The sequence below is a fragment of the Methylomonas rapida genome, from assembly GCF_024360925.2.
Lineage (GTDB): Bacteria > Pseudomonadota > Gammaproteobacteria > Methylococcales > Methylomonadaceae > Methylomonas > Methylomonas rapida.
Window position 1 is genome coordinate 3,472,093 of sequence record NZ_CP113517.1, and the last position, 15,872, is coordinate 3,487,964.

Annotated in this window: 11 protein-coding genes; 9 read left to right on the forward strand and 2 right to left on the reverse strand. The window is 55.2% G+C overall.

Annotated elements, in window-relative coordinates; translation table 11 throughout:
* Positions 1 to 29 precede the first annotated feature (29 nt).
* The 5 genes from edd (at position 30) to gnd (ending at position 5,637) form a co-directional block, all read left to right on the forward strand.
* Entirely contained in the window at positions 30 to 1,850 is a 1,821-nt protein-coding gene (gene edd / locus NM686_RS16350; RefSeq protein ID WP_255188916.1) for a phosphogluconate dehydratase, read from the forward strand.
* A 150-nt stretch (positions 1,851 to 2,000) separates the two neighbouring features.
* Positions 2,001 to 2,768, forward strand: a complete 768-nt coding sequence (locus NM686_RS16355) for a hypothetical protein (protein WP_255188917.1) — start codon at positions 2,001 to 2,003, stop codon at positions 2,766 to 2,768.
* Positions 2,769 to 2,825: 57 nt separating this feature from the next.
* Positions 2,826 to 3,455 (forward strand): bifunctional 4-hydroxy-2-oxoglutarate aldolase/2-dehydro-3-deoxy-phosphogluconate aldolase, encoded by a 630-nt coding sequence (locus NM686_RS16360; RefSeq protein ID WP_255188918.1) that lies wholly within the window; start codon positions 2,826 to 2,828, stop codon positions 3,453 to 3,455.
* A gap of 69 nt (positions 3,456 to 3,524) precedes the next feature.
* Entirely contained in the window at positions 3,525 to 4,088 is a 564-nt protein-coding gene (locus tag NM686_RS16365; RefSeq protein WP_255188919.1) for a cytochrome b, read from the forward strand.
* 91 nt (positions 4,089 to 4,179) lie between these two features.
* On the forward strand, positions 4,180 to 5,637 hold the full coding sequence (gnd, locus tag NM686_RS16370; protein ID WP_255188920.1) for a decarboxylating NADP(+)-dependent phosphogluconate dehydrogenase: 1,458 nt from the start codon (positions 4,180 to 4,182) through the stop codon (positions 5,635 to 5,637).
* 97 nt (positions 5,638 to 5,734) lie between these two features.
* Here gnd and NM686_RS16375 read toward each other — a convergent pair whose 3' ends face one another.
* Both NM686_RS16375 and NM686_RS16380 read right to left on the reverse strand, forming a co-directional pair.
* Positions 5,735 to 6,139: a Dabb family protein gene (locus NM686_RS16375; protein WP_255188921.1), complete on the reverse strand. Its 405-nt coding sequence runs from the start codon at positions 6,137 to 6,139 to the stop codon at positions 5,735 to 5,737.
* On the reverse strand, positions 6,139 to 6,702 hold the full coding sequence (locus tag NM686_RS16380; protein WP_269021866.1) for a thioredoxin family protein: 564 nt from the start codon (positions 6,700 to 6,702) through the stop codon (positions 6,139 to 6,141). Before NM686_RS16380 ends, NM686_RS16375 begins: the two co-directional genes overlap by 1 nt.
* A 120-nt stretch (positions 6,703 to 6,822) precedes the next feature.
* Between NM686_RS16380 and NM686_RS16385 the strand changes: the two genes are divergently transcribed.
* The 4 genes from NM686_RS16385 (at position 6,823) to rpe (ending at position 15,867) form a co-directional block, all read left to right on the forward strand.
* The gene (locus tag NM686_RS16385; RefSeq protein ID WP_269021867.1) at positions 6,823 to 11,952 is read left to right on the forward strand and encodes an ATP-binding sensor histidine kinase; all 5,130 of its coding nucleotides are present in this window, start codon (positions 6,823 to 6,825) and stop codon (positions 11,950 to 11,952) included.
* Between the two features lie 66 nt (positions 11,953 to 12,018).
* A complete protein-coding gene (locus NM686_RS16390; protein ID WP_255188924.1) occupies positions 12,019 to 12,720 on the forward strand; it encodes a response regulator in 702 nt (233 codons plus the stop codon).
* A gap of 16 nt (positions 12,721 to 12,736) precedes the next feature.
* Complete coding sequence (locus NM686_RS16395) at positions 12,737 to 15,118, forward strand: sensor domain-containing protein (protein ID WP_255188925.1); 2,382 nt, start codon at positions 12,737 to 12,739, stop codon at positions 15,116 to 15,118.
* 83 nt (positions 15,119 to 15,201) lie between these two features.
* Positions 15,202 to 15,867 (forward strand): ribulose-phosphate 3-epimerase, encoded by a 666-nt coding sequence (gene rpe, locus NM686_RS16400; RefSeq protein ID WP_255188926.1) that lies wholly within the window; start codon positions 15,202 to 15,204, stop codon positions 15,865 to 15,867.
* Positions 15,868 to 15,872 lie beyond the last annotated feature (5 nt).

Here is a 15,872-nt window from a genome sequence, read left to right on the forward strand (position 1 = left end):
CGCACTCGCATCACCCGGAGACATCCTTAATGCATCCCGTACTCGAAAAAGTCACAGAACAAGTCATCGCCCGCAGCCGGGAAACCCGTGCCGCTTATCTGAAGCGCATAGAGGCCGCCATCGCCGAAGGCCCGCAACGCAATAAACTGCCTTGCGCCAATCTGGCCCACGGTTTCGCGGTCTGTTCGGCCATCGAAAAAGAAGAATTGTCTCATGGCCCCAAGCCCAATGTCGGCATCATCTCGGCCTACAACGACATGCTGTCCGCGCACGAACCCTACAAGGATTATCCTGCCCTGATCAAACAGGCCGTGCGCGAAGCCGGCGGCGTGGCTCAATTCGCCGGCGGCGTGCCCGCGATGTGCGACGGCGTCACCCAGGGCATGCCGGGCATGGAATTGTCGCTATTCAGCCGCGACGTCATCGCGATGTCCACCGCGATCGGCCTAGCTCATAACATGTTCGACGCGGCGCTGTATCTGGGCGTCTGCGACAAGATCGTACCCGGTTTGTTGATCGGTGCATTGAGCTTCGGCCATTTGCCGGCCGTGTTCGTGCCAGCCGGCCCCATGACCAGCGGCCTGTCCAACAAGGAAAAATCCCGCGCCCGGCAAAAATACGCCGAAGGTAAGATCGGTGAAAAAGAATTGCTGGAATCGGAAGCCAAGTCTTACCACAGCCCCGGCACCTGCACCTTCTATGGCACCGCCAACAGCAACCAGATGATGGTCGAGATCATGGGCCTGCACCTGCCCGGTAGTTCCTTCATCAATCCTTACACCCCACTGCGCGACGAACTGACCAAGGCCGCCGCCAGGCAGGTGTTGAAATTCACCGCGCTGGGCAACGACTTCAGGCCAATCGCGCATGTGATCGACGAAAAAGCCATCATCAATGCCATCATCGGCTTGCTGGCGACCGGCGGTTCGACCAACCATACCATCCATTTGATCGCGATTGCCCGCGCCGCCGGCATCATCATCAACTGGGACGATTTCGACGCCCTATCCAAAGTCATTCCGTTGCTGACCAAGATCTATCCGAACGGCCCGGCCGACGTCAACCAATTCCAGGCGGCCGGCGGCATGAGCTTATTGATACACGAACTGCTGGATCACGGCTTGTTGCACGGCGACATCCTGACCATAGGCGACCAGCGCGGCATGGCCCAATACAGTCAAGTACCGACGCTGCAAGACGGCCAATTACAATGGCAGCCCGGTCCTAGCGAATCGCGCGATCCCGAAATCATCGCCAGCGTGGCAAAACCTTTCGCCGCCGGTGGTGGCCTGCATGTGATGCATGGCAATCTGGGCCGCGGCGTATCCAAAATATCCGCCGTCTCGGAAGATCATCAGGTCGTCACCGCGCCCGCCATGGTATTCGACGACCAGTTGGATGTGGTGGCTGCCTTCAAACGCGGCGAGCTGGAAAAAGACGTCATCGTGGTATTGCGCTTCCAGGGCCCCAAAGCCAATGGCATGCCTGAATTGCACAAACTGACCCCTGTCCTGGGCGTTCTGCAAGACAGGGGCTTCAAAGTAGGCTTGCTGACCGACGGACGCATGTCCGGCGCATCCGGCAAGGTGCCTTCGGCGATTCACATGTGGCCGGAATGCATCGACGGCGGTCCGCTGGCGAAAGTGCGCGACGGCGACATCATCGTGATGAACACGCAAACTGGCGAGGTCAACGTGCAAGTCGATCCCGCCGAGTTCAAAGCGCGTGTCGCCGAACCCAACCATGCGACCGGCCATCATTTCGGCATGGGCCGCGAATTGTTCGGCGCGATGCGCGCGCAGGCTTCAACCGCAGAAACCGGCGCGACCAATTTGTTTTTCGTGGACTGAACAAAGGCGGCTTTTCATACGCTTGCCTTTCAATGACCTCGGAGCCTAAGCCGAATTGCGCTCGGTTCGGCTCCGAGTAATCCAATGCAAACAAGGCGTTGAATCACACCATGCCAACTCGGTCACTGAATTAACTGTGGAATTCCAACCATGCCAGCTGTTTTGAGCAAACATTCTATTATTGCGGGCTTGTTAGCATCCAGCTTGAGCTTTGCTCCGCATGTTTTAGCCAATACCGATGACACCGGCATAGAGGGCGATACCGCGCTAAGCAGCGAGAAGCCGCACATTCCAGAGCCCATGGTGTTCGATCTGGTTAGACCTTTGGGCGTTCAACAAGGTGAAGCGGAGGTTAATGCATTGATGCTGCACAACCTCTCTGAATCGCATACCGAATGGGCGCCGGAGTTCGAGATAGGCCTGCTGGACGATTTAGCGCTCGAACTGGAATTACCCTTTGAAAACAGCCGAATCGAAGCCTACAAAGTTGCCCTGCAAGGTACCTGGGGCAGCCTGTTGAATCGGCGCGCCATACATGGCTGGCAGCTAATAGGTTATTACAATCGTGAACGCCACACTTACACATTCGATGCGCTATACATCCTGGGCTTACGCCTTGGCAGCCGATTTTCCAGCCTCAGCATGATGGGCCTGCGCCGCGACGACCTCAACGCGGACGGTGCCTTCGTCGGTCTATTCAACACCAGTGGATTCTATGATTTTTCTCAACAAGTTACTCTGGGCTTGGAAATGAATACTGAATTCCATGCCAATGGAAAATGGAATTACCTATTGATGCCGCAACTTCATTATGATTTCGCGTCCCATACCACTTTACAACTGGGTGCCGGTGTAACCAAAGATCACAACAGAAAACCCGAATTCATGACGGGTTTGCGCTTAATCTATGCGTTTTGACGACATTCGCCATAAAATATCACTTTAATAACAAGATAACACCCTTAGGAAAATACTATGTCCGTCACCATCAAAGAAGTCATGACCACCTCGCCCGTTATGCCGGTCATGGTCATCAATCATCTGGAACATGCCGTCCCTCTGGCTCGCGCGCTAGTCGACGGTGGCTTGAAAGTTTTGGAGATCACATTGCGCACGCCGGTGGCACTGGAATGTATCCGACGTATCAAAGCCGAAGTACCGGACGCCATCGTCGGCGCGGGCACCATCATCAACCCTCATACCTTGTATCAAGCGATTGACGCCGGTGCGGAATTCATCGTCAGCCCCGGCATCACCGAAAATCTGCTCAACGAAGCGCTGGCATCCGGTGTGCCTATCCTGCCCGGCGTCATCACACCCAGCGAGGTCATGCGTTTATTGGAAAAAGGCATCAATGCGATGAAATTCTTTCCGGCTGAAGCCGCCGGCGGCATACCGATGCTGAAATCCCTTGGCGGTCCCTTGCCGCAAGTCACCTTCTGTCCGACCGGCGGCGTCAATCCCAAAAACGCGCCCGAATATCTGGCATTGAAAAATGTCGCCTGCGTCGGCGGCTCCTGGATGGCGCCGGCCGATCTGGTAGATGCCGAAGACTGGGCGGAAATCACGCGGCGGGCGAGCGAGGCCGCGGCATTGAAAAAATAATCCTGGCTCTTTTGTAGGGTACGCAATGCGTACCCTACGCCCTCGAAATATCCAGATAGGAAATTATCAATGACATCTAAAGACGCAAGCCCCCGCTACAGCACACCGAGCATAATCCTGCACTGGTTGATGTTGATCTTGATGATCTCCACCTATGCCTTCATCGAACTGCGGGAATTATTTCCGAAGGGCTCCGACCCGCGCGAAGCGATGAAAGCGTTGCATTTCATGTTCGGCTTGTCGATATTGCTGCTGGTTTTGCCGCGTATCGGCATGCGCCTTTTGGGCGAGACGCCGACGATTACGCCACAGCCGCCGGCTTGGCAACAAGCCTCCGCCAAGCTGGCCCACTGGCTGCTGTATCTGTTCATGCTAGCCATGCCCCTGATGGGTTGGTTGACGTTAAGCGCCGCCGGCAAGCCGATTCCGTTTTTCGGCCTGCAACTACCGGCCTTGATAAGCGAAGACAAGGAACTGGCCAAATTCATCAAGGAAATTCACGCAACCGTCGGCGAAATCGGTTATTACTTGATAGGCCTGCATGTTTTGGCGGCGCTGTATCACCATTATGTTCAGCACGACGATACCTTGCGTCGCATGCTACCGAAATCCAAGACTCAAGCGCTCGACTGAGCGCAAATAATCGCTCCGATTCCGCGCGGAGGCATTATTGCGCCCGCACGTGTTACCATCCCGCCATCAGCAACGATGACGGGATACAGCCATGAAAGCAAATATCGGTTTAATCGGTCTGGCGGTGATGGGCCAGAATCTGGTTCTGAACATGAACGACCACGGTTTCAAGGTCGCCGTGTACAACCGCACCACCAGCAAGGTCGATGAATTTTTGCAAGGCCCGGCCAAAGATACACAAATCGTCGGCGCCCATTCGTTACAAGAACTGATCAACCAACTGGAAACGCCGCGCAAGATCATGCTGATGGTCAAGGCCGGCAGCGTGGTCGATCAATACATCGAAGATTTGATCCCGCTGCTGTCGCCCGGCGACATCATCATCGACGGTGGCAATTCCCTATTCACTGACAGCAACCGCCGCACCGAATACCTGAAAGAAAAAGGCCTGCTGTTCATCGGCACCGGCGTCTCCGGCGGCGAAGAAGGGGCGCGCCACGGCCCGTCCATCATGCCGGGCGGCAATCCGGCGGCCTGGCCGGCGGTCAAACCCATATTCCAGGCCATCAGCGCCCAGGTCGATGCTGCGCCTTGCTGCGAATGGGTCGGCGACAACGGCGCCGGCCATTACGTGAAGATGGTGCATAACGGCATCGAATACGGCGACATGCAATTGATCTGCGAGGCCTACCAATTGCTGAAGGAAGGTCTGGGCTTGAGCACCGACGAGATGCGGGCGATTTTTTCAGAATGGAATCAAGGCGAACTCAGTTCCTATCTGATCGAAATCACCGCGAATATCCTGGCCTACAAAGAAGAAAACGGCGCCCCCTTGCTGGAAAACATTCTGGACACGGCTGGCCAAAAAGGCACCGGTAAATGGACCGGCATCAACGCGCTGGATTTGGGCATTCCTTTGACCTTGATCGGCGAATCGGTGTTCGCCCGCTGCCTGTCGGCGCAAAAGGACGAGCGCGTCCGTGCCGCAAAAGTGTTGCCGCAAAAATCGAGAATCGCATTTGGCGGCGAAAGACACGCCACGATCGCCTTGATCAACGCGATCCGCCAAGCCTTATATGCCTCTAAAATCATTTCCTATGCGCAAGGCTTTCGGTTGATGCGGGAAGCCTCCAAGGAATACGGCTTTGCGCTGAACTACGGCGATATTGCGCTGATGTGGCGCGGCGGCTGTATCATCCGCAGCCAATTTTTGAACGACATCAATCAAGCCTACAACCAAAATCCGGATTTGGAAAATCTGCTGCTGGCGGATTTCTTCGTCGATGCGATGGAGCAAGCCGAAAGCGGCTGGCGCCAAGCCGTGATTTTTGGCATTCAACAGGGCATTCCGACGCCGGCCTTCTCCTCCGCATTGGCCTATTACGACGGCTACCGCAGTGCGCGGCTGCCGGCCAATCTGTTGCAAGCGCAACGGGATTATTTCGGCGCTCATATGTACGAGCGCACCGACAAGCCACGAGGCGAATTCTTCCACACCGACTGGACCGGCCGCGGCGGCAAAACCGCGTCGACCACCTATACGGTTTAACCCAGGGTTATCAGGCAATAGCTAAAGCGATTGCACTCCCGAATTGAAATTCGGGAGTGAAAAAGCTTCAGCTTTTTCCGAAGCCCGCCCAAGAACCTTATTCGACGAAATCGTAGACCTTGTACTTATCCACCAAAGGCCGCAACACCTCTTTCGCGATTCTTTGATATTCGGGGTCTTGCAAAAACACCGCAAACGCCTGCGGGCTTTCGTAAACCGCGGATACGGCCACGTCATAGGAATCGTCCAAGGCCTTGCTGGCATGGGCTCGCTGGATAGTTGCCGGGGTGCCGACATCGTAAGCCAATACGCCCGGCAATTTGGCCAAGGGCTGGCTGGCTTGAATATATTGATTACGTAGCTGCGCATCGCCGGGCTGTTTCAGCCAAACCACCACCAGATGATGCAGGCGAGGCGCCGGTTCCGCTGTTGGCGTGCTGGCACAACCCGCCAGCAACCCTAGCCAAACCGCTGGGAGCAACGCCTTTAATGAAACCGGCATCAGGCCGCCTTCCATTTGATGTTGCAGCCTATGCTGGGGACTTGCTCGGGGTTGATCGGCTGCTTGGCCAATAAATTATCCAAGGCATTGCGCAAATCCTCGCCGGTTACCGGAATATCGTTTTTCGGCGTGGAGCCGTCCAGGCGGCCGCGATAAACACACTTCAAATCCGCATCGAACAAATAAATGTCCGGCGTGCAAGCGGCCTGATAGGCCTTGGCGACTGCCTGCGTTTCGTCATACAAATAGGCCGCGAAGGGATTACCCCATTCCGCCATCAATATTTTCATCTTGTCCGGCGCGTCTTCCGGATAATTTTCGATGTCGTTGGAACTGATCGCGATCGTGGCGATACCCAATGTCGCGTACTGCTGGGCAATGGCGATCAACTGCTGTTTGATGTGCATCACATAGGGGCAATGATTGCAGATGAACAGGATGACGGTGCCCTGCTCGCCTTTTAAATCCTGCAAACCGAAGTGCTTGCCGGTGACGGTATCGGGCAGATTGAAATCGGGGGCTAGCGTACCCAGGGGCAGCATGTTGGAAGGCGTGGCAGCCATGGTATCTCCTGCAATGAAATCGACAAAACCCAGATTATAAACAGTCATTCCGCTGGTTTTGCCGAAAAAATCGCTTTACCATGACTGATGCCCATCGATACGCGAAAGCAGGTTGACCATATGCTGGAAATCACGAAAAAAAACAGGGAAATGCTGGATGAGCCGCGCTTGGCCAACTATACCTTGGTGGAAAAGCTCGGCGAAAGTCTACAAGCCCTGGTTTACAAGGGGTTTCACAAGCACGTGCCCGAATACCCGCTGGTGATCAAGTGTCTGAAGTTGCTCTCCAGCTGGGAAGATCAATCCCGCCATCTGCGGCAAAAAATCGAACGCCTGAAAGTCTTGCACGACCCGCGGGTCTGCACCCCGCTCACCCTGGAAAGCACCGACGAGCATCATTTCATCGTGCAACCCTGGTTCAGCGGACTTCCGCTGAACCAATGGGCGGGGCAACAGGCAAAAATCAGGCTGGAGGATTTTTTTACCCTGGCTTGCGCGTTGACCGATACGCTGCAGATCGTGCATGCCGCCGGCATCACCCATGGCGGCATCAAGCCGCACAATATTCTGGTGCAACCCGGCACCTTGAGCATCAGACTGACCGATTTCATCACGCCCCTGGATATCCGCGACGTCAGTCACTTTATTTACGATCCCGAGTTCGTCCGCAACACGCTGGCCTACACCTCCCCGGAACAAACGGGGCGCATCAACTACCGGGTGGATTTTTCCACCGACCTGTATTCCCTCGGCATCGTATTTTACGAGTTATTGACCGGCCGGCTGCCGTTTTTCTCGCGCGACCCGCTGGAGCTGATTCACTCGCATCTGGCCGAGGAAGCCGCCAAGGCCGACGACATCGATCCGGAAATACCGCATGTCCTGGCCGAAATCATCGCCAAACTCACGCTGAAGCAACCGGAAAAACGCTATCAAAGCGCCTCCGGCCTGCTGGCGGATTTACATCGTTGCCAGGATGAATACGCCAGGTCCGGCCGCATCTCCGATTTCTCCCTATGCCAGTACGATCGCAGCCACAGGGTGATTTTCATTTCCAAGATGGTGGATAGGCAAACCGAAAGCGCCTTGATTCAGGACGTATATCGGCAAGTCATGGCTGGTCAATTTCGTTCGGTATTCATATCCGGCCTGTCCGGCATCGGCAAAACCCGGCTGATTCAGGAACTACAGAAACCACTGGTCAAGAATCGCGGCTATTTCACCTCGGGCAAATTCGACCAATATCAAAAAAACATTCCCTATAGCTCGCTGATTCAGGCCCTGCGCAATCTGATCCGTACATTCTTGACCGAAAGCGACGATCAAGTCGCGCAATGGCGGGAAAAAATCCTGGAAGCGGTCGAAAACAACGGCGGCGTGATCATCGACGTGGTGCCGGAACTGGAATTCATCATCGGCGCCCAACCCGAACCGACACATCTGCCGCCGGTGGAAGCGCGCAACCGCTTCAACAATTTATTCGGCCGATTTCTGGGCTGTCTGGCCAGTGAAAACAATCCTCTGGTACTGTTCATCGACGACTTGCAATGGTGCGATACCGCGACTTTCGATTTTTTGCAAAACCTGTTTGCCAACCACCACGAGCACCCCTATCTGTTTTTCATCGGCGCCTATCGGCACAACGAAGTCGATAGCGCTCATCCGTTGAGCAAACTGATACACAGCGTGCAAGAAGACAATGGACCGCTGGCGGAAATCCGCCTGGAAGCCCTGAGCGACGACCATTGCCATGAAATGGTGTCCTATATCCTGGATTCCCCGCCGCATGCCACCGCCCACCTGGCCAGTTTCATCGCCCATTTGACCGAGGGCAACCCGTTGTTCGTCAGCGAAAGCCTGGCCTGGTTGTATAACGAGGGCCTGTTGAACACCGACGCCGATCAGCATTGGACCTGGGATATGAAGCGCATCCGCGATACGCAAATGCCGACCAACGTGGTGGAGCTCTTCAGCACCAAAGTCAGCAAACTACCGGCCAGAACCCTGCACATCCTGAATCACTGCGCCTGCATGGGAAACCGCTTTACCGCCAGCGAAGTCACCCTGGTAATGGATATGCGTATCGAACAGTTGTTCGAAGACCTGAAACCGGTATTGAGTCTGAGCTTGCTGCTCGAGAGCAAAGCCGATCTGCAATTCGTGCATGACAGAGTACAGGAAGCGGTTCTGCGCCAGGTCGACGCCAAGACTCGCCCCGGCATTCATTGGCGCATCGGCAAGCGGCTATTGTCGGAGATACCCGTGGGTAGCAATCTGGAGAGCCTGGAAAATTTATTTACCATAACCACCCATCTGAACCAAGGCTGCCCGCAAGACATCGACACCGGGACCGCCTACTGGCTGGCCGACATCAATTTCCACGCCGGCAACAAGGCGCTGGATGCGCTCGCCAGCGACGCCGCCAACGAATTTTTCCTCAAAGCGCACGACTATTTGCCGGACAATTGCTGGAAAAACGCTTATGAGCTGAGTTTTCGCATTTATCAACGGCTGGCAAAGACCAATTTGATGTGCGGACGCTACGAACACTCCGAGCGCTTGTTGAACCATTTGATCGAGCAAGCCAATAGCGACCTGGACAAGGCGGAAGCGTTGGCGGAGCAAACCACCTCGTTGTCTTCGTTTGGCAATTTCAACCAGGCCATCGCCACCGCCAATCGTGGCCTGGCCTATTTCGACAAGTCCATACCCTCCGATGCCGAACGGGCGCGACAACGCATGCAGGAACTGATGACGCAAATAGAGCGTCAGGGTGACGTCTGGGACAAAATCCTGCATATGCCGTTTACGCAAGAACGCAAGAGCAAGATAGAACTGGCCTTTTACAGCGAACTGATCCCCGATTTGTATATGTGCGGCCTAGTACCGCAACTGTATTTGTCGGCCGCGCAATCCACGCTGCATTGCCTGGAAGGCGGCATGGACGAATCGGTGATTTATTCGTTTTCCATCATGGGACTCAATCTCGGCGAACAAGGCCAGTTCGAACAAGCCTTCCGCTATCAAGACCTGGCCCACGACTTGTGCGCGAAATACCCCAACACCTTTGGCGCCACCCGCGGCATGAACGGCATCGTCTGGTGCAACATGCATACCCGCAGCCATCCGGCCGAGATCGTCGATTACGCGCATAAAGCCATACAATCCGGTAAAAACTGCGGCGATTTGTATAACGCGGGCCTATCCTACGGCCCGTTGATGTGGAACTTGGTGGTGCAGGGCAAAAACCTGCGCTGGATAGAAGACGTCGCGGAGGAGTGCCTGCAGTTTTCCCGCAAAAATCAGCTGACTTTTTCGGTCGGGCTGGCCGAAGCGGTTTTGGCCGGCTGGGTGGAACCCATGAAGCCGGGCTATCAGCCGGTCGACATGCACGACACCCTAGAACGCTGGGCGCGCGATAACTACGTCGCCGCTTCCGGCAGCTATTTCGCTTTGCTCGGCTTTGCCCAATATTACCTGGGCGATTACACCGCCGCGGCGCAATCCTTGCAAAACGTCGAGCGTTATCTGCACGGCATGACGGATAACGTGCTGAAACGGATGTGGTATGTATTCCAAATCTTGAATCGGCTGCGGCTACCGGAAAAACTGGAACAAAGCGAACTCGACAAAACGATCCATCCGCTGTTGGCCCAATTGCAAGTCTGGGCCAAGCTGGGTCCGCTACTGAAGCCTTATTTGGCATTCATTCACGCCGAACTGACGCTGAAGCGCGGTGATTACCGCGAGGCGCGAAATCTATATCTGGATGCGATCGCCCTTTCCCAGGCGCAAAATTATGGCCTGCTCACCGGCCATTTGTTTCAGGCATTGGCGGAACTGCTCTCCAATCACCCGCTGGGCGATGCGGAACTGTATTTCGGCGAAGCCCGCCGGTATTACCGCCAGTGCCGGGCCGACGCCAAGAACAATCTGCTCCAAGCGCAGCATCAATATGCCCCCCCCGAAACCGGCGCCAGGGCCAAGCCGGACGACGGTTCGCACGCGACCCTGCCCAGCCTGGACATCAATTACCTGATGAAATCGGCATTGGCGCTTTCCGCCGAAATCGACCTACCCCATTTGATGCAGAAAATCATGGCCGTGGTACTGGAAAGCTCGGGCGCGCAACACGGTTATCTGCTGATCAAGCAAGACGACGAATGGCTGGTAACCGCCGAACAACACGTGGGCAAGAAACACAAGATCACGCTGCGGGGTTATCCATTGAAAAAGGTGCGCGGTATTTGCCTGGCCATCATCAATTATGTGCAGCGCACCCATGAAAAAGTCGTTTTGCGCGATGCCATCAACGAGGGCGACTTCCAGAGCGCGCCGGAAGTGCAAACCCTGAGCCTACGCTCCGTTCTGTGCCTGCCCGTCATCAAGCAGACGAAACTGATCGGCTTGCTCTACCTGGAAAATCGTCTGGCGGAAGGCGTGTTTACGCCGGAAAAAATCAGCATGACCGAATTATTGACCGCCCAAGCCGCCATTTCGCTGGAAAACGCCAATCTGTTGGAAAAAACCCGGGTCGCTTACATGCAATTACAGGAAAACCAGGAACACATGCTGCAAATGGAAAAGCTATCGGCGATCGGCACCCTGGTCGGCGGGGTGGCGCACGAAATCAACAATCCCTTGATGGGCGTGATGAATTTCGTCGAATTCGTCGCCGACCGTAGCGAAGATCCCAAATCCAGGGACATTCTGGCTCAGGCCATGCAGCAACTGCAACGCATCAAAAAGATCGTTTCCAACATGCTGGTCTTCATGCGGACCAAGTCGCTGCCGACAGGCCATTGTTCGATAGAAGAAGTCCTGGGCCAAACCCTGCTACTGTTGGGGGGCGAATTACGCAAAACCGCGATCAGCGTACAAATCGAACTCGCCGAGCATTTACCCGACATCGATTGCACGGCGGAAACGCTACAACAGATTCTGGTCAACCTGCTGATCAATGCTCGCGACGCCCTGGCCGACACCAAGAATCCGACCATCCACATTGCGGCACTGGCTACCGGTAATTTTGTGGAACTCATCATTACAGACAACGGCCCCGGCATCAGCGATGAAATACAAAGCCGCATGTTCGACCCGTTCTTCACCACCAAGACGCCCGGCAAGGGCACGGGACTAGGCCTGTCCGTAACGCAACGCCTGGTCCAGGACAGCGGCGGCTCAATCAGCGTACAAAGTAAAATAGGCGAAGGTTGTCGTATTTATTTAAAATTCCCACAGAATCGATAGATAAATAGTAAAGTTACCTGGATAATAACGCGCTAACCTCCTTAACACAGTAGACCGTGACAAACCATGCTAAACAACATTCTGGTGATAGATGACGACCCGGCGGTTCGCGGCGCATTCAAACTCATTCTGGAGGAAGAAGGTTATTGCGTGCACGAAGCGGAAAGCGGCGCTCAGGGACTCGAGATGGTCGCAGCCCAACGTCCGGACTTGATATTTCTGGATCTGCGCATGCCCGGCCTGGACGGCGTCGAAACACTGCGCCGCCTGAAGAACTTGGACGAGACGCTAAACGTTTACATCGTTACTGCCTTCGCGACCGAATTCATGGATCAACTGAAAGCGGCACACGAAGAAGGCCTGACGTTTGAGCTGGCCAGCAAACCGTTGTCCGCCTCGCAAATTCGCAACATCGCCCAAATCGTGCATGCATCCAAGATGCAGGAAGCACACCGCGCCTCGCATCACAAGCTAGTGTTGACCCTGTATGTGGTCTCGCTGAACAAGGAAACCCGGCGGTTGGTCGAGCAAATCAGCGCGATACTGGCCGGTATTTACGAACCCGGCCATTGGGTGTTCGATGTCGTCGAAGTATTGGGTATGCCGGAAAAAGCGCTGGAAAAGGAAATTTTTGCCACGCCGATGCTGGTGCGCGACATTCCAAAACCCGTATTGAAACTATTGGGCGATTTGTCGCGCATGTCGTCCGTCATGGCCGCCATTACCACTCAATCGGACAGCTCGGGCGTACAAACCATTATCATTTGACGGCACTCAAAGTGGCATGACCGATACCCGGAAACGACTCAGCCAAATCCTGGATACCATCACCGACGGTATCTTGGTGGTCGACCACCAAGGTATCGTGCTGTACGCTAACCATGCCACGGAACGCTTACTGGAACGGGAAGGCATCATCGGACAAACCCTCGCCATTCCGATTACGACCCGCAACCACGAACCGCAGGACATCAACCTGATTCGCCGTAGCGGCTTTGCCTGGGCCGAAATGCGCTCGGAGCCGTTCGATTGGGAAGGAACCCCGGCGTATGTTATCGGCCTGCGCGACATCACCGCCCGCAAACACACCGAAATCGCGCTGCAGCAAAGCGAGGCCTTGTTTCAAACGCTCGCCCGGTTGGCCCCCGTCGGCATTTTCAAGACCGACTTATCCGGACGTTACGAATATGTCAATAAACGCTGGCGCGAAATTAGCGGCGCGCATGTCGCCGATGTCTCCGACGAAGTCTGGCAACAGGCGCTTTTTGCCGACGACAGGCAACGGGTAATACAGGAGTGGCAACACGCCATCCTGTATCGCACGGCGTTTAGCAGTCAATTTCGCTTTCAACATGCCAACGGCCCGATCAGATGGGTCATCGGCCGCGCGATACCCGAGTATGACAAGCGCGAGCAATTGCTCGGATACGTAGGCACCATCACCGACATCACCGACATCAAGCGCAACGAGGAACATTTGCGTCAGGCCGCCGCGGTTTTCGAAACCACCCGCGAAGGCGTCATGATCACCGACGCGCATTGCATCATTCAACGCGTCAATCGGGCATTTTGTGAGATCACAGGCTACAGTTCGGAGGAAACCGTCGGTCAAACCCCCAAACTGTTACGATCGGGGCGACATTCGCACGAGTTTTACACGGCCATGTGGTCGGAGATTTCTCGGAGCGGTCACTGGCAAGGCGAAATCTGGAACCGGCGCAAAAATGGCGAAATTTATCCCGAGCTGCTCAGTATCAGCACCGTCACCAACCAGGCGGGCGAAATCAGCAATTACGTGGGCGTATTTGCCGACATCACCAAGCTGAAGGCCTCGGAAAAGGAACTGGAATTCCTGGCCCATCACGACCCGCTGACCAAGCTGCCCAACCGCATGCTGTTGATGTCGAGGCTGCAACACAGCCTGGACACCGTCAAACGCAAACACGACAACGGCCACCAAATCGCGGTGCTCATGCTGGACTTGGACAGGTTCAAGGACGTCAACGACAGCTTTGGTCATAACGCCGGCGACGACTTGTTGCAAATGGTGGCGGAGCGCCTGCGCAAACGCTTACGCGAGAGCGATACGATCTGTCGCCTCGGTGGCGATGAATTCGTGATCCTGCTGGAAGAGCTGACGCAACCGGAATCCGCCGCCCGCATCGCCGAGGACGTCATCAACACATTGAGCGAATCCTGGACGCTGTCCAGCGGCCATGAAGTGAGGATAGGCGTCAGCATCGGCATCGCCCTCTACCCCAATCATGGCACCACCGCCGCCGAACTGGTGCAGCATGCCGATACCGCGCTGTACCAGGCCAAGGGCGACGGACGCAATTGCTTCAAATACTTTTCCGAAGAACTCACCCTGGCCGCGCGCGAGCGCATCAAGACCGAGTTCCACTTACGCCAAGCCCTGGAACGAGGAGAATTGAGCCTGTTTTATCAGCCTCAATTCCGGGTAACGGACGGCAAGATAATCGGCGCGGAGGCGCTGATACGTTGGCGAACCGCCGACGGCGAGATGATACCGCCGCTACGCTTCATCCCGATTGCGGAAGAAACCGGCCTGATTACCGTGATCGGCAACTGGGTGATAGAAACCACCTGCAGCCAGGGCAAGGAATGGCTGAATGCTGGCTTGCCGCCGTTGCGGCTGGCCGTCAATCTCTCATCCAAACAGTTTCTGCATAGCGACATCTGCGAGGTCATCGAAAAAACATTGGCAAAAACCGGTTTTCCGGCCCATTTGCTGGAACTGGAGCTGACCGAAAGCATATTGATGAAAAGGGAAAAGGAAGCCATCGACATATTGAACCGCCTGCATGAATTGGGCGTCCATCTCGCCATAGACGATTTCGGCACCGGTTACTCGTCGCTGGCCTATCTGAAATCCTTCCCGCTGGATGTTTTGAAAATCGACAAAAGCTTCATCGAAGACATCCCAAGGCACAGCGACGACATGGAAATTACCGCCACCATCATCGCGATGGCGAAGAATCTGCGCATGCGGGTCGTGGCCGAAGGCGTGGAATCCCCCGAACAAATGACTTTTTTGCAAAAGCATCAATGCGACTTGTATCAGGGCTATTACAGCAGCCCGCCTTTACCGGCCGCCGAGTTTGCATACTTTTACGCGCAACATTGCACCGACAAACAGGCTTGACTTTTGCTGCCTACAAGCAGAGCTTTAGTGATTTGCTAGAAAAAAAGTATAATGCCGGGTTTTAACCAACGAGGATCAAAAAAATGGCTGACTTGATTGCACCTTCCATTCTATCCGCCGACTTCGCTCGCCTGGGCGAAGAAGTAGACAACGTTTTAAAAGCCGGCGCGGACATCGTGCATTTTGATGTTATGGACAACCATTTTGTGCCTAACCTGACCATTGGTCCTCTGGTTTGCGAAGCCCTGCGCAAGCACGGTGTCACCGCGCCGATCGACGTACATTTGATGGTAGACCCCGTCGATCGCATCATCCCGGATTTCGCCAAAGCCGGCGCCACTTACATCACTTTCCACCCGGAAGCGTCCAGACACATCGACCGCTCGCTGCAAATGATCCGCGACCACGGCTGCAAATCCGGCTTGGTATTCAACCCGGCTACACCGCTGTCTTATCTGGAACACGTCCTGGACAAAGTGGACATGATTCTGTTGATGTCGGTCAACCCCGGCTTCGGCGGCCAATCCTTCCTGCCGTCCGCATTGCCAAAACTGCGTCAAGCCAGACAAATCATCGATGACAGCGGTTTCGACATTCGCCTGGAAATCGACGGTGGCGTCAACACCGCCAACATCCGTGAGATCAAAGCCGCCGGCGCCGACACCTTCGTCGCGGGCTCCGCAATCTTCGGCAAACCCGATTACAAAGCCGTCATCGACGAAATGCGCGCGGAAATGGCCAAGGCCTGATTTCG